The sequence below is a fragment of the Nocardia sp. IBHARD005 genome (genome assembly GCF_052814245.1).
This window is the reverse complement of record NZ_CP199935.1, coordinates 1,520,884-1,538,210: the sequence shown is the minus strand read 5'-3', so window position 1 is coordinate 1,538,210 and position 17,327 is coordinate 1,520,884. Positions and strand designations below refer to the sequence as shown.

Sequence of the window (17,327 nt, the reverse complement as noted above, 5' to 3'; positions counted from 1 at the left end):
GGTCTCCAAGCTTGTCTCGAGTGTGATGGGGCGCGGGCCTGCGCTACTTCGCCTGGTTCGCGTGGGCGACCACGTGGTCGATGAAGCCGTATTCGAGGGCTTCCTTCGCCGTGAACCAGCGGTCGCGGTCCGCGTCCTCGGTCACCTGCTCCACCGACTTGCCGGTGTGCAGCGACTGCAGTTCGTTGAGCTCACGCTTGGTGTGGGCGAACTGCTCGGCCATGATCGCGATATCGGCCGCCGAACCACCGATGCCCGCCGACGGCTGGTGCATCATGATCCGGGTGTGCGGCAGCGCGAAGCGCTTGCCCTTGGTGCCCGCGGTGAGCAGGAACTGCCCCATCGACGCCGCCAGGCCCATGCCATAGGTGGCGATGTCGCACTCGGCGAACTGCATCGTGTCGTAGATCGCCATGCCCGCGGTGACCGAACCACCGGGGGAATTGATGTAGATAGCGATGTCCCTGGTCGAATCCTCGGCCGAGAGCAGCAGAATCTGCGCGCAGATCTTGTTCGCGATGTCGTCGTCGACCTGGCTGCCCAGGAAGATGATCCGCTCGCGCAGCAGACGCTCGTACACCGAATCACTGAGGTTGAGACCAGCAGTAGTGGCTGTCATGACCCCTGCCTGGTTGATTGTCACGGATACCTGCCTTCTCTTCTCACCGATTGCTACGGCCATACGAATACGGGTCGTCGTCACAAACACTAACGAAGCAGGGCGGCACCGAACTCCCGGTACCGCCCTTCTTCGCTCAGAGCGCAATCTCGCTACGCTCGATTTCACTCTGCGCGAGGCGCGCTGCAGCATTGGTTCGCTCGCTGCGCTCCCTCACGTGCGCAATCAAATCACGCCGCCGAAACCTACTCAGCAGCGGCTTCGTCCAGCTCGATCTCGGCGGAATCCGCGGGGTCACCGAACATTTCGGTGGTGTCGACCACGTTGCCGTCGGAATCGGTCACCTTCACCTGACCGACAACTCCGGCCAGTGCCTTGCCGCGGCGCACGTCGGCGAAGACCGCACCGAGCTGGCCCGCCTGCTGCACCTGCTGGATGAACTGCTCCGGCGACATGCCGTAACGCTGTGCCTGGAACAGGATCCGCTCGGTCAGCTCCTGCTGGCCGACCTGGGTGTTCTCGGCTTCGGCGATGGCGTCGAGCAGCAGCTGGGTCTTCACCGACTTCTCGGCGGCTTCCTGAGTGTCCTTATCGAACTCCTCGCGCGAGGAGCCCTGCGCCTCGAGCGCCTCGGCCAGCTTGGCCTCGTCGTGGTCGAAGCCGTGCACGGCGTCGTGGATCACGGCGTCGACCTCGGCCTTGACGACGGCCTCTGGCAGCGGGACCTCGACGGTCTCGAGCAGGGTGTCGAGCACCTTGTCGCGGATCGAACCGGCCTGCTCGACCTTCTTGACACGCTCGACGCGGCCCTTCAGGTCTTCCTTGAGCTCGTCGATGGTGTCGAACTCGCTCGCGAGCTGGGCGAACTCGTCGTCGGCCTCGGGCAGCTCGCGCTCCTTGACCGACTGCACGGCCACGGTGATCACGGCTTCGGAGCCCGCGTGCTCGCCCGCCACCAGGGTGGAGGTGAACTCGGCGGACTCGCCGGCCTTGAGGCCGATGACGGCCTCGTCGAGGCCCTCGATCAGCTGACCCGAACCGACCTCGTGCGACAGGCCGGTGGTGGCCGCCTCGGGGACGTCCGCACCATCGACGGTGGCCGACAGGTCGATCGACACGAAGTCGCCATCGGCCACGGCACGCTCGACACCGGTGAGGGTGCCGAATCGCTGACGCAGCGAGGTGAGCTGCTCCTCGATGTCGTCGTCACCGATGGTGAAGGAATCGACAGTCACCTCGATGCCCGAGTAGTCGGGCAGGGTGATCTCGGGGCGCACGTCGACCTCGGCGGTGAACGCCAGCTCTTCGCCGTCTTCGATCTTGGTGATCTCGATCTCGGGCTGGCCGATGACCTTGACCTCAGCGGTCTGGATGGCCTCGGCGTACTTGTTCGGCAGCGCGTCGTTGACGACCTGCTCCAGCACGGCGCCACGGCCGACACGGGTCTCGATCAGCTTGGCCGGAGCCTTGCCGGGACGGAAGCCGGGGATCTTGACCTGCTGCGCCAGCGCCTTGTAGGCCTTGTCGAAGTCGGGCTTCAGCTCCTCGAAGGGCACCTCGACGTTGATCCGGACCCGGGTCGGGCTCAGCTGCTCGACGGTGCTCTTCACGGACATACTCCTTGGTTCGTAGTTCATGGTGGTGTCCCCCGCATGGGGTAACGCGCCCTGAGTAGGAGCGGCGCACGCATCCCGACCAGGGTAGTTGACCGCCTGCGCGGTCGCGCAATCGGCGGTTGGTTGTGGGTTCGGTCCGGGACCGCGCTAGCGGCCGACCTGCACCGCGTCGGTCACGAAGACCAGCGTCTCGTTCGGCGCGACACCGTTGCCGCCTTCGCCGTAGCCCAGGTTCGGCGGCACGATCAGCAGCCTGCGCGTGCCCGGCTGCACGCCGATCAGGCCCTCGTCCCAGCCCTGGATGACCTGGCCCGCGCCGAGGGTCAGCCCGAACGGCTTGCCGCGCTGGAAGGAGCTGTCGAGTACCTGCTTGTCCGACCAGGTGACCAGCTCGTAGTTCATGGTCAGCGGCTGCCCGGCCACCGCGCCCGGCCCGCTGCCGACCACCAGATCCTTGACGATCAAGGTCTTGGGCGCATCGCAGGTGTCGGGGATGGTGATCGTGGGCGCCTCGCCGAACCCACCGCTGACCTTCACGTCGTCGGCAGTGCATTCGAGGCCCGTGCTGGCGGGGTTCCCGCCCGCCACGCTCGAGCTCGGCGAGCTGCTCGAATCCGTGTCGGAGCCGCAGGCGGCCGTCGTGATCGCGGCGGCCGCGACGAGTCCGATTCCGATGATCCTGCCCAGAGAATGCATGGCCCGCAGAGTAATCGACCGCCGTTGCCCGGTCGGGGACCGGCACGACGGTAGGCTCGGCGGTGCGTTTCTCCACCGGGTGTCGCCGGTCCCCGATCGGCGCCCGTGCAGGCCCCGCGGCGAGGCCGAGACCGGTCCGTTGGCGGGCAGCTGGCACGCGAACAAATTCCTCAACGCGGGCCGCGACGGCGCGCTGGTGCCGATCCTGGCGCTCAACGAGTACAAGATCGCCAATCCGACGATCTTCGCCCGGATCCCCGAGGACGAACTGGTCGAACTGCTGCGCGGCTACGGCTACGAACCGCTGATCGTCTCCGGTAACGACCCGGCACCGGTGCACCAGGCGATGGCCACCGCGATGAACACCTGTATGGACCGGATCGCGCAATTCCAGCGGGCCGCCCGCGAAGACGGTGACACGCAACGTCCCCGCTGGCCGATGATCGTGATGCACACACCGAAGGGCTGGACCTGTCCCCCGGTGGTCGACGGCAAACAGGTCGAGGGCACATTCCGCGCGCATCAGGTGCCGCTGCCCAACGCGCGTACCGATCCCGAGCACCGTCGGGTGCTGGAGCTGTGGTTGCGGTCGTATCGGCCGGAGGAATTGTTCGAGCAGGACGGCTCGCCGGTGCCCGCCCTGCTGGAGCAGGTTCCCGCGCGTCCGATGAGCCTGAATCCGGTCGCGAACGGCGGCTTGCTGATTCGCGATCTCGACCTGCCCGATTGGCGCGACTATTGCGTGGATGTGGTGGCGCCCGGCGCGGGCCGGCACGAGGCGACCGAGGTGCTCGGCAGCTGGCTGCGCGATGTCACCGCCCGCAATCGGCACAATTTCCTCACCTTCGCCCCCGACGAACTGGTCAGCAACCGATTGCAGGACATTCTCGAGGTGACCGGGCGCGACTGGCAGGAGGAAGTCGGTCGCTGGGATGTGGATCTGTCGACAGTCGGCCGCGCGGTCGAAGTGCTCTCCGAGCACATGTGCGAAGGCCTGCTGGAGGGCTACCTGCTGACCGGCCGCCACGGCGTCTTCACCTGCTACGAGGCATTCGTCCACATCGTCGACGCCATGTTCAATCAGCACGCCAAGTGGCTCGATGCCAGCCTGAAGGTGCCGTGGCGGCGCAAGATCGCCAGCCTGAATTATCTGCTCACCTCGCATGTGTGGCGTCAGGACCACAACGGGTTCACCCATCAGGATCCCGGTTTCCTCGACGTGGTGGCGAACAAAAGCCCCGATATCGTGCGTGTGTATCTTCCGCCGGATACCAATACCCTGCTGTCGACCTACGACCACTGCCTGCGGTCGCTGCACTACGCCAATGTGGTCGTGGCGGGCAAACAGCCAGGACCGGACTGGCTGACGGCGGAGGAGGCGGCGCTGCACTGCACCCGCGGGCTCGGGATCTGGGAGTGGGCGTGCCACAACGACGACCTCGCCACCACGCCGGATGTGGTGCTCGGTTGCGCGGGCGACGTACCGACCCTGGAAACCCTCGCCGCGGTCGCGATCCTGCGAGATCGGCTGCCGGACCTACGGATTCGGTTCATCAATGTCGTCGACCTGATGCGCCTGCTAACCGCGGGCGAACACCCACACGGCCTGCCCGATGCCGAGTTCGACGCCCTGTTCACCACCGACCGTCCGGTGATCTTCGCCTTCCACGGTTACCCGTGGCTGGTACACCGGCTCACCTACCGCCGCACCAATCACGCCAACCTGCACGTGCGCGGTTATCAGGAGAAGGGCACCACCACCACGCCCTTCGACATGGTGATGCTCAACGATCTCGACCGCTTCCATCTGGTGCTCGATGTGATCGACCGCGTTCCCGGCCTGCGTGAGCGGGCGGCGGGTCTGCGCCAGGAGATCGTCGACGCCCGGTTGCTCGCGCGCCGCTGGACCCGCGAGCAGGGCGAGGACATCCCGGTCGTCGCCGATTGGGTCTGGCCGGACTCGGCGATCCCCGCCGTGGGGTAACGCAGTTGCGGCGCGGGCCCGCCCTGCACGACGATGACAGGGATATGACCGAATCCCACCGCACCGACCTCCTCCCCCGCGACCGCCGCGACCTGACCGGACCGTTCGACGTGATCGGCGATGTCCACGGTTGCCGCAGCGAACTGGAGACCCTGCTCGGCGAACTCGGCTACGCCCTCGACCGCGACAACCGCGGCCGCGCGATCGGTGCCGCTCACCCCGACGGTCGCACCGTGGTCTTCGTCGGCGACCTCGTCGACCGGGGCCCCGACACCCCCGGCGTGCTCCGCCTGGCGATGGGAATGGTGGCGGCGAAAACCGCCCTGTGCGTCACCGGCAACCACGACCACAAGCTGATGCGCGCCCTCGACGGCCGCAACGTCCGCATCGCGCACGGCCTCGAGCAGTCCCTGTCCCAACTGGCCGACGAAGACCTCGAATTCCGCACCGCCGCACACGCTTTCCTGCGCGACCTGCCGAGCCACTACCTCCTCGACCGCGGCAAGCTCGTCGTGGCCCACGCCGGTCTGCCCGAAAGCCTGCACGGCAGCACCACCGGCCGAGCCCGCTCCTTCGCCCTCTACGGCGCACCGACCGGCGAGCTCGACCAGCACGGCTACCCCATCCGCTACGACTGGGCCAAGGACTACCGAGGCACCCCCACCGTCCTCTACGGCCACACCCCGGTCCCCACCCTCACCTGGGTCAACAACACTCTCTGCCTCGACACCGGCGCCGTCTTCGGCGGCACCCTCTCCGCCCTGCGTTACCCCGAGCTGAGCACGATCTCGGTCCCCGCCGAACAGATCTGGAGCGAACGCGCGGGCATCACCCCGACGACCTGACGGGGTGTTAGGCCTACCATCAGCAGCGGACGACCCGACTCATCGACGAGGAGAGGTTCATGCGCGCTACATTTCTCGCACTGTCCGTACTCGCTCCGCTCATGGTCACCGGTGTCGCGAGCGCAGATCCGGCGCCGCAGGGGACCGGGACATTGACGGCGTGGGCGTTCACCGGACGGGAGCCGATTCCGGTGAATCGGGCCGATATCGAGGTCACGCCGTGTGATGCGAAGCAGGTGGTCGCCACGCTGGTCAGCGGGGCCGACGGGCGGGCAACGGTGGCGCTGCCGGTGGGCTGTTACGAGGCGAAGGTGGTGACCGTGCCCGGCGGCTGCGGGTTGGCCGTCACCGAGCCGGTGCGGGTCACCGTGGCAGCGGGCACCGAGGCACGGGCGGACTTCCGGTTCGGTTGCGCCTGAGGCGACTTTCAGTCCTTCGGTCCGCCCGCCACGTAGATGACCTGGCCCGACACGAAGCCGGCGCCCTCGCTCGCGAAGAACGAGGCGGTGTTGGCGATGTCGTCGGGCGTGCCGACCCGGTTGACCGGGATCTGTGCCGCGGCAGCCGCTTTGAACGACTCGAAGTCGACACCGACCCGTGCGGCCGTCGCGGCGGTCATCTCGGTTTCGATGAAGCCGGGAGCGATCGCGTTGGCGGTGACGCCGAATTTGCCGAGTTCGAAGGCAAGGGTCTTGGTGAAGCCCTGCATGCCCGCCTTGGCCGCGGAGTAGTTGGCCTGGCCGCGGTTACCGAGTGCCGAGGTGCTCGACAGGTTGACGATGCGCCCGAACTTCGCCTCGACCATGTACTTCTGCACGGCGCGGGTCATCAGGAAGGCACCGCGCAGGTGCACGTTCATGACGGTGTCCCAGTCGTTCACCGACATCTTGAACAGCAGGTTGTCACGCAGCACGCCCGCGTTGTTGACCAGCACGGTCGGCGGGCCGAGCGCGGTGGCGATCCGCGCCACCGCGGCGGCGACGGCCGCTTCGTCGGCCACATCGGCACCGACCGCGAGAGCTTCGCCCCCGGCGGCTTCGACACTTGCGACGGTGCCCGCGCAGGCGGCTTCGTCGAGATCGAGCACAGCGACGGCATATCCGTCGGAAGCGAGCTTGACCGCAACCGCGGCGCCGATGCCACGGGCGGCTCCGGTGACGATCGCGACCTTGCGTTGCGTGGGCATCCGTCTCCTACAGGCCTGTAGCTGGGCGAATGGTGATGGTCGGGGTGACAGGATTTGAACCTGCGACCCTCCGCTCCCAAAGCGGATGCGCTACCAAGCTGCGCTACACCCCGATACCTCACCGGCGAGAACACCGTCGAGGCAATACATGTTTGAGCGGGTGACGGGAATCGAACCCGCACCATCAGCTTGGAAGGCTGAGGTTCTACCATTGAACTACACCCGCAGGCATACGACATCGATGGGATCGCCACGATGTCGTGTGCGCCATGACTGTACCGAACCCCGCGCGAAAAATGCCAATCCGGCCCCTGCCTGCCCGATTGATGCGCCTCGGCCGTCGGCGTACCCAACTCCCCACGCGACCAACCGTCGCTGTGCCCGATTAGGGCCTAATGACCCTAGCCCCGAATTGCCCTCCCGGCGACGATGGTTGGTGCGCTCACGGGGACCGGCGCCAGCTCCATCGGGGGATTAAACAGGAGAATTTTCCTTAAAAACCTGACACGTGGGCGGTGAGTAGGCCACCATGAGAGTGCGCGTGACGGCTACTGCCACATCGTCACGACTCGCATCCCGTGCCAGGAGGGAACCATGGCAACGCAACGTCCACCGCCCAGCGGAGGGCATCACGCTGCACGTTTCGGGCCCCCGAAATTTTTTCGGGAAATGTGTAACGCCGGAGACTTTGCAGCGATGTCATAGCCGATCGCCATTCGCGAGAGACCAGAGAACACGTTCTAGAACGTGACTTTTCGGTCTCGGGTGGCTTGCTAGGATCCTTTTTGCCGGACGGGGGTATCTGGAAAGGGGGCGGTGAGCGTGTGCCGAACTCGGCGGACCCAACCGCGTAGCAGTGCGAATGATCGAGGTGGCAAGACCGTCGCCACCTACCGCCGGTGATATCGATGACCCACATCGAGCCACCGGTAGCCGCGATGGCCCGCGCCTGGGCCCGCGCGGTGTGCGCCGAACCGGGCTCGTCCACGGCGCCGCACCAGTTGGAGCCGGTGCTCGTCGACATCGTCGAGCGGCTGCTGCACCTGGCCCGGACCGAACCGTTCCCGGTGCCACAGGCGCGCAAGCTCGGCGCGCGGTTGGCCGAGGCGCCCTTCGAACGCACCAGGATGCTGGCCCATGCCAGTCGCTGGCTGCTCGGCTTCCCCTCGGGGGTCCCGGGTTCGCTGGTGGCGACCCGCTGGCCGCTGGTGGCCAGCCAGGCCATCGACAGCTACGCACAGGCACTGCAGGAACGCGCGCTGGCGCAACAGGAACAGAACATCTCGGCGAAAGTGTCACTGCGCGTTCAGGAGATCGCCGCGCTGCAGCACCGCTTGCGCCACGAGGCGACCCACGACGCACTCACCGATCTGGCGAACCGCACACTGCTGCAGGAACGGGTACGCGCGTTCGCCGCCGACCCGAGCCGCGGTGTCGGTGTGCTGGTGGTGGACCTGGACCGCTTCAAACAGATCAACGACGGCTACGGACACGCGATCGGCGACGAGGTACTGGTCGAACTGGCCAACCGCTTGCGTGAGGTGTGCCCGCCCGACACGGTGATCTGCCGATACGGCGGCGACGAGTTCGTGGTGGCGGCCAACCCGCGCCGCGACACCCTCGGCGAGCTGGCGCACCGCGTGGTCGCCGCACTGCGCGACCCGGTGTGGTCGAGCGCGGGCCCCGTACCGGTTTCGGCCAGCGTGGGCACCGCTTTCTGCCCACCGGGAAAGACGTGCGATTTCACCGACCTGTTGCGTCGCGCCGACCGCGCGATGTACTCGGCGAAATCGGCGGGCGGGCGGCGTTTCGCGCTCGCTGAATCGGGCGACCCCGAACTGGGAACGGCGGTCGCCGGCTGAGTCGGATCGCGAAGCCTGCACTTCGCGGTCCGGCTCAGCCGACTTCTACTCGGGCTGACAGGTGGGGCACCAGAAGAGGTTCCGGCCTTGCATGACCTTGTGCGCGATGGGGGTCGCGCAGACTCGGCACGGTTCGCCCTGGCGGCGGTAGACGTAGGTGCGGGGGCGATCTTTGTTGTAGGACGGTGCGCCGGTGTCGTGTTCGGGACGGACCACGTGCATGCGGCCGGTGGTGACGCCGATCGGCATGAGTTCGACCAGGTCGGCCCAGAGGGCGTCCCATTCAGGGGTGGTGATCGAGGTGCCGGGGCGGAAGGGTGAGATGCCGTGGCGGAAAAGGACTTCCGCGCGGTAGACATTGCCGACGCCGGCGATCAGGGCCTGGTCCATCAGCAGTGCGCCGATCGCCCTGCGGGAGCGCCGGATTCGCGCGCCCGCGCGTTCGTGGTCGGCGTCGGCGCGTAACGGGTCGGCGCCGAGGCGCGCGGTGAGTGCGTCCACTTCGGGCGGCATCAGCACTTCACACGCCGTGGGCCCGCGCAGATCGGTGCCGAAATCCGTTGCGGCACCGATCATTCGCATCCGCACCTGCCCGACCGGCGCCGCCATCGGCAACTCGACCTCGCTGAAGGTGCCGTACAACCCGAGATGCACATGCACCGTCAGCCCGGACGCATAGTGATGCAGCAGATGCTTCCCGTAGGCCTCGGCCCGCTTCAGCACCTGCCCGTCCACGAGCGCGGCTCCTTCGACGAACCGCCCCTGCGGACTCGAAACCCGCACCACCCCACCGGAAAACCGCCGGTGATGGAGCTGAGCGATCCGATGAAGAGTGTGCCCCTCAGGCATTCCCGCCTCCCCGAGTATTTTGGCCAGACCTAGGTGCCGCGAGACGTGCGTCGGCGACCGACGGTCATGGGGGTTGCGAGTTGGCTCGTGCCCACCGAGTTACCCATGTACTTTCGAGATCAGTTGCTCGGTTTGTCGACGGGGTGTGCCTCAGGGCAGTTCGGGGGCGATGCCGGTCTTTTCGTAGTCGGCCAGGATGTCGATGCGACGCTGGTGGCGCGCCTCGTCCGACCAGGCGGCCGCGAGGAACGCGTCGACGATGGCGAGCGCATCCGCGGTGGAGTGCATGCGGCCGCCGATGCCGATCAGGTTGGCATTGTTGTGTTCGCGGGCCAGCACGGCGGTTTCGACGCTCCAGGCCAGGGCGCAGCGGGCGCCGGCGACCTTGTTGGCGGCGATCTGCTCGCCGTTGCCGCTGCCACCGAAGACCAGGCCGAGCGAGCCGGGGTCGGCGACGGTGCGCCGCGCCGCCTCGATGCAGAAGGCGGGGTAGTCGTCGAGAGCGTCGTATTCGAGGGCGCCGCAGTCGACGACCTCCACTCCGGCCTCCTGCAGATGGGCCTTGACGTGATTCTTCAGTTCGAAACCGGCATGGTCGGCACCCAGGTAAACGCGCATGGCTGCGATTGTCGCAGGCCCGCTTAGAGTCGTTTCATGCACCCGCACGAACCGCATTCCCCGCCTTCGGCAGGTTCCCCGCCGGGGCACACCGGCCAGCAGCCCGACCGAACACCGTCGCTGGACAAGAACACCGCGCCGCCGTCGCCGTGGGCCCAACCCGATCCACGAACCGGCGGTTTCCCCGCGCAGAGCAGCCACGCGCAGCCGCCGACCGGCCCGTATCCACCCCTCGCCCCCGGCTACTACCCGCCGAGCGGTCCGCCCGCACCGCCGCAGCACCGGCCGCGCGGCCTGATGCCGTGGGATCGCCCGGCCCGGCATCCGTGGGAGATCCCGCTGCTGATCGTGGTCATCATGATCACCGCGGTCGCGTACCTGCTGGCGCTACTGCTCATGACGGTCGAACTGTTCACCGATCCTGTCGTCGATGAGAAGGGTGTGGAGCAAACCGGTTCGATCGTCACCAGTCCGTATGTGCTGCTGTTGTTGTTCGCGCCGGTGCTGCTGTGGGCAGGTCGTGGTCTGAACTACGCGGCCCAGCGCGCGAACGGCGTGAAGATGTCGCCCACGCAGTTCCCCGAGGGGTTCCGGATGGTGCAGGAAGCGGCGGCACGATTCGGGATGCACAAGGCACCGGACGCGTATGTGATCCTGGGCAACGGCCAGATCAACGCCTTCGCCTCCGGGCACGGATTCCGCCGGTTCGTCGTGGTCTACAGCGACCTGTTCGAGATCGGCGGCGCCGCACGCGAACCGGACGGGCTCGCGTTCATCATCGGCCATGAAGTCGGCCATATCGCCGCGGGTCACGTGTCGTATTGGCGCCAGCTCGGCATGTTCGTCGCACCGTGGTTGCCGCTGCTCGGGTCCTCGCTGATCCGCGCCCAGGAGTACACCGCCGACAATCACGGCTTCTGCTTCCGGCCGCCCGGGGCGGCCGGCGCGATGGCGACTCTCGCCGCGGGCAAGTACCTCAATACCGATGTCGGTGTCGACGAGATGGCTGATCGGGCCGTGCTCGAGCGGGGCGGTTTCATCTGGCTGGTCAACGCCATGGCCAGCCACCCGGTGCTCACCTGGCGGATGTGGGCGCTGCGTGACCGCAGCAGGCCGGGCCCGATGTTCTGGCGACCGAGCGCACCGCATCCCGGCATGATCGCGCCGCACGGCGGTTATCCGCTGAATTCGGGGCCGCCCGCCCTGCCGCCGAAGCCGGTCTGATCGGGCGGGGGTGCCGATCCCAGCACCCCCGCCGCACCATCAGTCGAAGACCGGGTCCTCGGTACGGGTGCGCTTGAGCTCGAAGAAGTGCGGGTACGAGGCCAGCGCGACCACACCGTCCCACACCCGGCCCGCGTCCTCACCGCGCGGGATGCGCGAGAGCACCGGTCCGAAGAACGCGGACCCGTTCACGTGGATCGTCGGCGTGCCCACATCGGGGCCGACCTTGTCCATGCCCGCGTGATGGCTCGCCCGCAGCACCTCGTCGTAGTCGGTGCTGGTGGCGGCCTGCGCGAGTTCGGCGGGCAGATCAAGCTCGGCGAGCGCGTCGGCGATGACCGCGTCGAAGGTCTCCTGCAGTGTCTCGCGCTCGTACTCGGCCTTGCGGTCGTGGATGCGGGTGCCCATCGCGGTGTAGAGCGGCGACAGGATCTCGTCACCGTACTTCTCACCAGCGGCGGTGACGACCCGAACCGGGCCCCACGCGGCGGCCATCATCTCGACATAGACCTCCGGCAGATCGTCGTTGCCCTCGTTGAGCACCGCCAGACTCATCACGTGGAAGCGCGCCTCGATATCGCGCACCTTCGCCACTTCCAGGATCCACCGGGAGGTGATCCAGCACCACGGGCACAGCGGGTCGAACCAGAAATCGGCGACATCCTTGGTGGCCTGTTCGCTCACGATGGGTTCCTCTCGGGTCAGCTGCGGCAGGTCGGGTCGGCCCCACCGATTGGTGCAACCGCATCGCCGCCGGAATCGTTCCCGTGGGCGAAAACGCGCACTAAGCTCGGGTTGCGAGGAGTCCGGGTCGTCCGCGAGAAGGGTCGGTTCATGAGCTCGAATCAGCATTTCGTCGTTATCGGTGGAGGTCTGGGCGGAGCGAAAATCGCCGAAGCCTTACGCGCCAACGATTTCGACGGTCACGTCACTCTGCTGGCCGCCGAAGAAGAGCTGCCGTATGAGCGCCCGCCACTGTCCAAACAGCATCTGGCGGGCACCCAGCAGCTGCCCGATTTCACCGTCGACTCGGCGGCCTGGTACCGCGATCACCACGTCGACCTGCGGCTCGGCACCACCGCGACCGCGTTCGATCCGGTCGCCAAGACCGTGACGCTGCCCGACGGTTCCACGATCGACTACGACAAGCTGGCCCTGGCCACCGGTTCGCGAGCCCGCACGCTCGACATTCCCGGCGCCGATGCCCCGAACGTCTACACACTGCGCACCATCGGCGATTCGAACGCGCTGCTCGAGATACTGCACACGGATCGCCGCCTGGTCATCATCGGGGCGGGGTGGATCGGTCTCGAGGTAGCCGCGCAGGCCAGGGCAAAGGGTGTCGAGGTAACGGTGATCGAGACGGCGGAGCTGCCGCTGTTCGCTGTGCTCGGCCCGGAGATGGGCAACTTCTATGCCGATCTGCATCGCTCGCACGGCGTTGACCTGCGCATGAGCACCACCGTCGACGCGATCCTCACCGAAGAGGGCGAGGCGACCGGCGTGCAGCTCGGCGACGGCACCGTTGTCCCGGCGCAAGCGGTGCTGGTGGCGGTGGGCGCGCAGCCAAATATCGAGGCGGCGACCGCGGCCGGCCTGGCGGTCGACGGTGGCGTGGTGGTGGACGCGGCGTTGTGCACCAGCAACCCCGATGTGGTCGCGGTGGGCGACATCGCCGAGCAGCAGCATCCGCTGTTGCACCGGCCGATCCGCATCGAGCACTGGGCGACCGCGCTGAATCAGCCTGCCGTCGCCGCGAAGACGATGCTCGGCAAAGCTGCTGTCTACGACCGGCTTCCGTATTTCTTCAGCGATCAGTACGACGTCGGAATGGAGTACACCGGCTACGTCGGGCGCGGCGACGACGTGCGGGTGGTGGTGCGTGGCGACCTCGGCAAACAGGAGTTCGTCGCGTTCTGGCTCGACGAGCAGAACACGGTGCGCGCGGGAATGAACGTCAACGTCTGGGATGTGACGGAGCGGATCAAGGAGCTGGTCCTCTCGGCGGTACCCGTGGACCCCGAGCGGCTGACGGATACGAGCACCCCATTGTGATCCAGTTCACAGCACTGAGGGTGTCGAAGACCGCTCGTCGGCTCCGACCACCCGTCGAACGCGCCACACGGGCGCAGCGATCAGGAGCCGAACCATGAAATTCATGCTGGTCAAGACCTATTCCGAAACCGCATACTGCGACATCCCACTGCCGGAGTGGGCACCCGAGGACATCGCCGCCCACATCGACTTCCAGCGGGCACTGGGTGAGCAGCTCGCCGCCGCGGGCGAACTCGTCGACGCACAGGGCCTGGCCGCCCCCGATCAGGCGATGATCGTGTGCTCCGACGGCCGCTCGGCGCCGGTCGTGACGGACGGGCCTTTCCCGGAGACCAAGGAGTTCCTGGCCGGTTTCTGGGTGATCGATGTCGATTCGGTCGAGCGTGCGGTCGAGATCGCCGCGCAGGCCTCCGCGGCGCCCGGCCCCGGCGGAAAGCCGATCGGTGAGTACATCGAGGTGCGTCAGATCATGAGCGCGCCCGACGCCGCGTGACCGAGACGCTGCCGCGCGTCGAGGACCTGCTGCGTGACCTGTCGCCGCAGGTCCTCGGTGTTCTGGTCCGCCGTTTCGGCGATTTCGACCTCGCCGAGGATTCGGTGCAGGACGCCCTGCTCGCGGCATCGACCCAGTGGCATCACGAGGGGCTGCCGGATAATCCGCGTGGCTGGCTGATCCAGGTCGCGCAGCGGCGGATGGCCGACGCGGTGCGGGCCGAAGTAGCGCGACGACGCAGGGAAACAACGGTTTTCGTGCGGGACGTGCCCGCCCAGGCGGTCGACCGCGATGACACCCTCGACATGTACTTCCTGTGCTGTCATCCCGACTTGCCGCCTGCCGGGGCGGTCGCCCTGACGTTGCGGGCGGTCGGTGGCCTCAGTACCGCCGAGATCGCCGCGGCGTTCCTTGTGCCGGAATCGACCATGGGGCAACGCATCTCGCGGGCGAAGAGGCGCCTGGCCGAATCGGATCGGCCCTTCGCCGACGGGGCGCACGACAGCACCCGGGTGAGTGCGGTGCTGCAGGTGCTCTACGTGATCTTCACCGAGGGACACACCAGCACTGCGGGGGCGGGGCTGCGGCGCGGGGATCTGTCGGCCGAGGCGATCCGGCTCACGCGCGCCCTGCGCGCCCTGCTCCCCGAAAACACCGAGGTCACCGGCCTTCTCGCGCTGATGCTGCTCACCGACGCCCGCCGCGCCGCCCGTTGCGGACCGCACGGCGAACTGATCCCCCTCACCGAACAGGACCGGTCACGGTGGGACCGCCGCCAGATCACCGAGGGCCTGCGCCTGCTCACCGCGACCCTGCCCGCCGGACTGACGGGGACATATCAGATACAGGCCGCGATCGCCGGACTGCACGCCGAGGCCCGACACTCCGAAGACACCGACTGGCCGCGAATACTGGTGCTCTACACCATGGTCGAACGCCTGACCCCCAACCCGATGATCACCCTCAACCGTGCCGTCGCCACCGCGATGGTGCACGGTCCGGCAGCGGGGCTGGCGGTGGCCGACAGTGTCGCCGAACCGCTGTCCCGCTCACACCGCCTCGCCGCCGTTCGCGGGCACCTTCACGAAATGGCAGGCGAGCAGGCTGCGGCCGTGCGCGAATACCAGCGGGCGGCCAGACAGACCGCCAGCGTGCCCGAACGCGACTACCTGTTGCTGCGCGCCGCACGTCTGCGCGCGGGCGACGCGTGACTGCGAGCCCCGCCTGCCTCCTACGTTCGCTGGCACCCCGGCTGGCGGCACCGCGCGAGCCGGTGCCTGGCAGACTCGCTGCGATGACGGACGTTTTCAGTGCGGGCGTGCTGGTGTTTCGCCGCGTCGAGGCCGGGATCGAGGTCCTGCTCGGGCACATGGGTGGGCCACTGTGGGCGAAGAAGGACGCCTCGGCGTGGTCGATTCCCAAGGGCGAGTATGTGTCCGAGGAGGAGTCCGCGCGCGATGCCGCCCGGCGGGAGTTCACCGAGGAGCTAGGGCTGCCTGCGCCCGAGGGCGAGTGGATCGACCTCGGCGAGGTGAGTTATCGCAGCGGGACCAAGCGCAAGTACCTCACCGTGTGGGCGGTCGAGGGCGATCTCGACCCAGCCGACGTCGTGCCGGGAACATTCGAGATGGAGTGGCCGCCGCGGTCGGGGCGGCTCGCGGAATTTCCCGAGATCGACCGGGCTGCCTGGTTCGATCCCAGCACCGCGGCGGAAAAGCTCGGCAAAGGCCAGCGGCCCTTCCTCACCCGCCTCACCGATCAGCTGCACTGAGATCGGAGTAGATTCCGACTATGCCCAGCGACCTGCAGCTGAAGATCATGAACACCCTCCACCGCACGCTGCTCACGGTGACCGGCGGCCGTGTCGGCAACTCGTTCTTCGGGATGCCGTCCCTGGAACTCACCACGATCGGCCGCAAATCCGGCGATCCGCGCAAGGTCATGCTGACCGCACCGGTCATCGACGGCGACACCATCGTCGTCGTCGCCTCGCGCGGCGGCGACCCCACCCACCCCGCCTGGTTCCTGAACCTGCGCGACAACCCGAATGTCGAGGTGGCGCTGCGCAACGGTCCCGAGCGCCCGATGACAGCCCGCGTCGCCACTCCCGAAGAACGCGCGAAACTGTGGCCTCGGGTCGTCGCGGCGTACAAGGGCTACGGCGACTACCAGACGAAAACCACGCGCGAGATCCCCTTGGTCCTGCTTACGCCGAGGAACTGACCTACCCGTGCGTGGCGCGCTCTGGACGCGGCGGGCAAGCTGCGGACTACACCAGCGCTGCCCGGAACTCGGTGGGGCTCGTCCCGCGTAGTCGTTTGAAGGCGGCGCTGAAGCCGAAGGCATCGGAATAGCCGACGGTGGTCGCCACCTGGGCGACGCTGCGCGCGGGGTCGGCGAGCAGTTCTTCGGCTTCGGCCATGCGCCATTCGGTGAGGTAGGCCAGTGGCGGTTCGCCCATCACTTCGGTGAAGCGCCGAGCGAACAGGGCGCGCGAGACCGCTGCCTCGGTGGCCAGGCTCGCCACGGTCCAGCGGTGGAACGGCCGGTCGTGGATGGCGGTGAGCGCCGGGCCGACGATCGGGTCGGCCATCCCCCGGTACCAGGCGGGCGCGCAATGCTGCTGTTCGGCGAGCCAGGAGCGCAGCGTGCAGACCAGCGCCCAGTCGAGCAGCCGGTCCATCAGCGCCTGCGAGCCCGCGCTGAACCGGACGGCGTCGGCGGCGGATTGTTCCAGCCACAAGCACATTTCAGGGTCTTCGTGGACCACCATCACCGGCGGTAGCGCTCGCAACAGCCGTTCGTGACGTCGTCCCGATGCCCGATAGGCGCCGACGAGCAGCGAAGTCTCCCCTGGCACACCGGTAGTCGACGGCGTGACGATCAATTCCGATGTCGCGCAACTGATGTCGGTGGGACCGAAGCCGTCCGGCACGAAGCAGGACAGCTCGTAGCGCTCGTGCGGGCGGTCGAGCGCGGCGGGCGTGTCTGCCAGGTGGAAGGGTTCACCCGCCTGCACGAGCGCGGTGTCACCGGCGACCAGACTCGTGCGTGATCCATCAGCGAGCACCAGGGTGCCGCCGCCACGCAGCACCGTCACCATGATCAGGGGCGCACGGTCGGCGAAGCGAATCGTCCATGGTGGGCGCAGCACGGCATGGGCGACGACCGATCCTTCGGCACGAATGCCGCTCAGCAACGAACTCAACGGGTCCACCTCACCAGCGTAGACGAATTCCTATCGACTGGAGATGATCACCCATAGATCGTCCACACGATC

Annotated in this window: 18 protein-coding genes and 2 tRNA genes; 10 read left to right on the top strand and 10 right to left on the bottom strand. The window is 67.5% G+C overall.

What is annotated here, in order from left to right; translation table 11 throughout:
• Positions 1 to 43: 43 nt before the first annotated feature.
• The 3 genes from ACTWPB_RS07105 to ACTWPB_RS07095 all read right to left on the bottom strand — a co-directional run bounded on the left by ACTWPB_RS07105 (position 44) and on the right by ACTWPB_RS07095 (position 2,931).
• Positions 44 to 619 carry an ATP-dependent Clp protease proteolytic subunit gene (locus tag ACTWPB_RS07105; protein WP_446224886.1) on the bottom strand — a complete coding sequence of 192 codons (576 nt, stop codon included), beginning with the start codon at positions 617 to 619 and terminating at the stop codon, positions 44 to 46.
• A 245-nt stretch (positions 620 to 864) separates the two neighbouring features.
• Positions 865 to 2,229, bottom strand: a complete 1,365-nt coding sequence (tig, locus tag ACTWPB_RS07100) for a trigger factor (protein ID WP_446224885.1) — start codon at positions 2,227 to 2,229, stop codon at positions 865 to 867.
• A 153-nt stretch (positions 2,230 to 2,382) separates the two neighbouring features.
• Positions 2,383 to 2,931, bottom strand: a complete 549-nt coding sequence (locus ACTWPB_RS07095) for an FKBP-type peptidyl-prolyl cis-trans isomerase (RefSeq protein ID WP_446224884.1) — start codon at positions 2,929 to 2,931, stop codon at positions 2,383 to 2,385.
• On the opposite strand from ACTWPB_RS07095, the gene ACTWPB_RS07090 reads away from it, so the two are divergent.
• From ACTWPB_RS07090 to ACTWPB_RS07080, 3 genes are read left to right on the top strand one after another with little or no spacing between them, the layout of a single operon-like run.
• Entirely contained in the window at positions 2,930 to 4,915 is a 1,986-nt protein-coding gene (locus ACTWPB_RS07090; RefSeq protein WP_446224883.1) for a phosphoketolase family protein, read from the top strand. The two genes, ACTWPB_RS07095 and ACTWPB_RS07090, sit on opposite strands and share 2 nt — an antisense overlap.
• Positions 4,916 to 4,959: 44 nt before the next feature.
• A complete protein-coding gene (locus ACTWPB_RS07085; protein WP_446224882.1) occupies positions 4,960 to 5,760 on the top strand; it encodes a metallophosphoesterase in 801 nt (266 codons plus the stop codon).
• Positions 5,761 to 5,819: 59 nt separating this feature from the next.
• Entirely contained in the window at positions 5,820 to 6,179 is a 360-nt protein-coding gene (locus tag ACTWPB_RS07080) for a hypothetical protein (protein WP_446224881.1), read from the top strand.
• 8 nt (positions 6,180 to 6,187) lie between these two features.
• Here the strand turns inward: ACTWPB_RS07080 and fabG are convergent, their stop codons facing one another.
• The 3 genes from fabG to ACTWPB_RS07065 form a co-directional block, all read right to left on the bottom strand.
• Complete coding sequence (fabG, locus tag ACTWPB_RS07075) at positions 6,188 to 6,946, bottom strand: 3-oxoacyl-ACP reductase FabG (protein ID WP_446224880.1); 759 nt, start codon at positions 6,944 to 6,946, stop codon at positions 6,188 to 6,190.
• A gap of 36 nt (positions 6,947 to 6,982) precedes the next feature.
• Positions 6,983 to 7,059: transfer RNA gene (locus ACTWPB_RS07070), tRNA-Pro, on the bottom strand.
• A 42-nt stretch (positions 7,060 to 7,101) separates the two neighbouring features.
• Positions 7,102 to 7,172: transfer RNA gene (locus tag ACTWPB_RS07065), tRNA-Gly, on the bottom strand.
• 682 nt (positions 7,173 to 7,854) lie between these two features.
• On the opposite strand from ACTWPB_RS07065, the gene ACTWPB_RS07060 reads away from it, so the two are divergent.
• Entirely contained in the window at positions 7,855 to 8,808 is a 954-nt protein-coding gene (locus ACTWPB_RS07060; protein ID WP_056821857.1) for a GGDEF domain-containing protein, read from the top strand.
• 45 nt (positions 8,809 to 8,853) lie between these two features.
• On the opposite strand, the gene ACTWPB_RS07055 is transcribed toward ACTWPB_RS07060, so the two are convergent.
• Both ACTWPB_RS07055 and ACTWPB_RS07050 read right to left on the bottom strand, forming a co-directional pair.
• Complete coding sequence (locus ACTWPB_RS07055) at positions 8,854 to 9,657, bottom strand: Fpg/Nei family DNA glycosylase (protein ID WP_446224879.1); 804 nt, start codon at positions 9,655 to 9,657, stop codon at positions 8,854 to 8,856.
• 150 nt (positions 9,658 to 9,807) lie between these two features.
• Entirely contained in the window at positions 9,808 to 10,275 is a 468-nt protein-coding gene (locus ACTWPB_RS07050) for a ribose-5-phosphate isomerase (RefSeq protein WP_446224878.1), read from the bottom strand.
• Between the two features lie 297 nt (positions 10,276 to 10,572).
• Between ACTWPB_RS07050 and ACTWPB_RS07045 the strand changes: the two genes are divergently transcribed.
• On the top strand, positions 10,573 to 11,499 hold the full coding sequence (locus ACTWPB_RS07045) for a M48 family metallopeptidase (RefSeq protein ID WP_446226254.1): 927 nt from the start codon (positions 10,573 to 10,575) through the stop codon (positions 11,497 to 11,499).
• Positions 11,500 to 11,538: 39 nt separating this feature from the next.
• Here ACTWPB_RS07045 and ACTWPB_RS07040 read toward each other — a convergent pair whose 3' ends face one another.
• On the bottom strand, positions 11,539 to 12,183 hold the full coding sequence (locus ACTWPB_RS07040; protein ID WP_446224877.1) for a mycothiol-dependent nitroreductase Rv2466c family protein: 645 nt from the start codon (positions 12,181 to 12,183) through the stop codon (positions 11,539 to 11,541).
• Positions 12,184 to 12,333: 150 nt separating this feature from the next.
• On the opposite strand from ACTWPB_RS07040, the gene ACTWPB_RS07035 reads away from it, so the two are divergent.
• From ACTWPB_RS07035 to ACTWPB_RS07015, 5 genes are all read left to right on the top strand, one after another.
• Complete coding sequence (locus ACTWPB_RS07035; RefSeq protein ID WP_446224876.1) at positions 12,334 to 13,554, top strand: NAD(P)/FAD-dependent oxidoreductase; 1,221 nt, start codon at positions 12,334 to 12,336, stop codon at positions 13,552 to 13,554.
• 94 nt (positions 13,555 to 13,648) lie between these two features.
• The gene (locus ACTWPB_RS07030) at positions 13,649 to 14,047 is read left to right on the top strand and encodes a YciI family protein (RefSeq protein ID WP_446224875.1); all 399 of its coding nucleotides are present in this window, start codon (positions 13,649 to 13,651) and stop codon (positions 14,045 to 14,047) included.
• Positions 14,044 to 15,258, top strand: coding sequence for an RNA polymerase sigma factor (locus ACTWPB_RS07025; RefSeq protein WP_446224874.1), 1,215 nt, complete (start codon positions 14,044 to 14,046; stop codon positions 15,256 to 15,258). The genes ACTWPB_RS07030 and ACTWPB_RS07025 overlap by 4 nt, the downstream gene beginning before the upstream one ends.
• Before the next feature lie 83 nt (positions 15,259 to 15,341).
• Positions 15,342 to 15,818, top strand: a complete 477-nt coding sequence (locus ACTWPB_RS07020; protein ID WP_446224873.1) for an NUDIX domain-containing protein — start codon at positions 15,342 to 15,344, stop codon at positions 15,816 to 15,818.
• Between the two features lie 20 nt (positions 15,819 to 15,838).
• The gene (locus ACTWPB_RS07015; protein ID WP_446224872.1) at positions 15,839 to 16,270 is read left to right on the top strand and encodes a nitroreductase family deazaflavin-dependent oxidoreductase; all 432 of its coding nucleotides are present in this window, start codon (positions 15,839 to 15,841) and stop codon (positions 16,268 to 16,270) included.
• Positions 16,271 to 16,316: 46 nt separating this feature from the next.
• Here ACTWPB_RS07015 and ACTWPB_RS07010 read toward each other — a convergent pair whose 3' ends face one another.
• A complete protein-coding gene (locus ACTWPB_RS07010; RefSeq protein WP_446224871.1) occupies positions 16,317 to 17,264 on the bottom strand; it encodes an AraC family transcriptional regulator in 948 nt (315 codons plus the stop codon).
• Positions 17,265 to 17,327 lie beyond the last annotated feature (63 nt).

What these genes read in the sequence shown, in the direction of transcription:
- ACTWPB_RS07090 (WP_446224883.1), top strand. Translation starts at nt 2,930, where the DNA reads ATGGCCCGCAGAGTAATCGACCGCCGTTGCCCGGTCGGGGACCGGCAC.
- ACTWPB_RS07015 (WP_446224872.1), top strand. Translation starts at nt 15,839, where the DNA reads ATGCCCAGCGACCTGCAGCTGAAGATCATGAACACCCTCCACCGCACG.
- ACTWPB_RS07080 (WP_446224881.1), top strand. Translation starts at nt 5,820, where the DNA reads ATGCGCGCTACATTTCTCGCACTGTCCGTACTCGCTCCGCTCATGGTC.
- ACTWPB_RS07060 (WP_056821857.1), top strand. Translation starts at nt 7,855, where the DNA reads ATGACCCACATCGAGCCACCGGTAGCCGCGATGGCCCGCGCCTGGGCC.
- ACTWPB_RS07045 (WP_446226254.1), top strand. Translation starts at nt 10,573, where the DNA reads ATGCCGTGGGATCGCCCGGCCCGGCATCCGTGGGAGATCCCGCTGCTG.
- fabG (WP_446224880.1), bottom strand. Translation starts at nt 6,946, where the DNA reads ATGCCCACGCAACGCAAGGTCGCGATCGTCACCGGAGCCGCCCGTGGC.
- ACTWPB_RS07020 (WP_446224873.1), top strand. Translation starts at nt 15,342, where the DNA reads ATGACGGACGTTTTCAGTGCGGGCGTGCTGGTGTTTCGCCGCGTCGAG.
- ACTWPB_RS07095 (WP_446224884.1), bottom strand. Translation starts at nt 2,931, where the DNA reads ATGCATTCTCTGGGCAGGATCATCGGAATCGGACTCGTCGCGGCCGCC.
- ACTWPB_RS07105 (WP_446224886.1), bottom strand. Translation starts at nt 619, where the DNA reads ATGACAGCCACTACTGCTGGTCTCAACCTCAGTGATTCGGTGTACGAG.
- ACTWPB_RS07055 (WP_446224879.1), bottom strand. Translation starts at nt 9,657, where the DNA reads ATGCCTGAGGGGCACACTCTTCATCGGATCGCTCAGCTCCATCACCGG.
- ACTWPB_RS07035 (WP_446224876.1), top strand. Translation starts at nt 12,334, where the DNA reads ATGAGCTCGAATCAGCATTTCGTCGTTATCGGTGGAGGTCTGGGCGGA.
- ACTWPB_RS07030 (WP_446224875.1), top strand. Translation starts at nt 13,649, where the DNA reads ATGAAATTCATGCTGGTCAAGACCTATTCCGAAACCGCATACTGCGAC.
- ACTWPB_RS07085 (WP_446224882.1), top strand. Translation starts at nt 4,960, where the DNA reads ATGACCGAATCCCACCGCACCGACCTCCTCCCCCGCGACCGCCGCGAC.
- ACTWPB_RS07050 (WP_446224878.1), bottom strand. Translation starts at nt 10,275, where the DNA reads ATGCGCGTTTACCTGGGTGCCGACCATGCCGGTTTCGAACTGAAGAAT.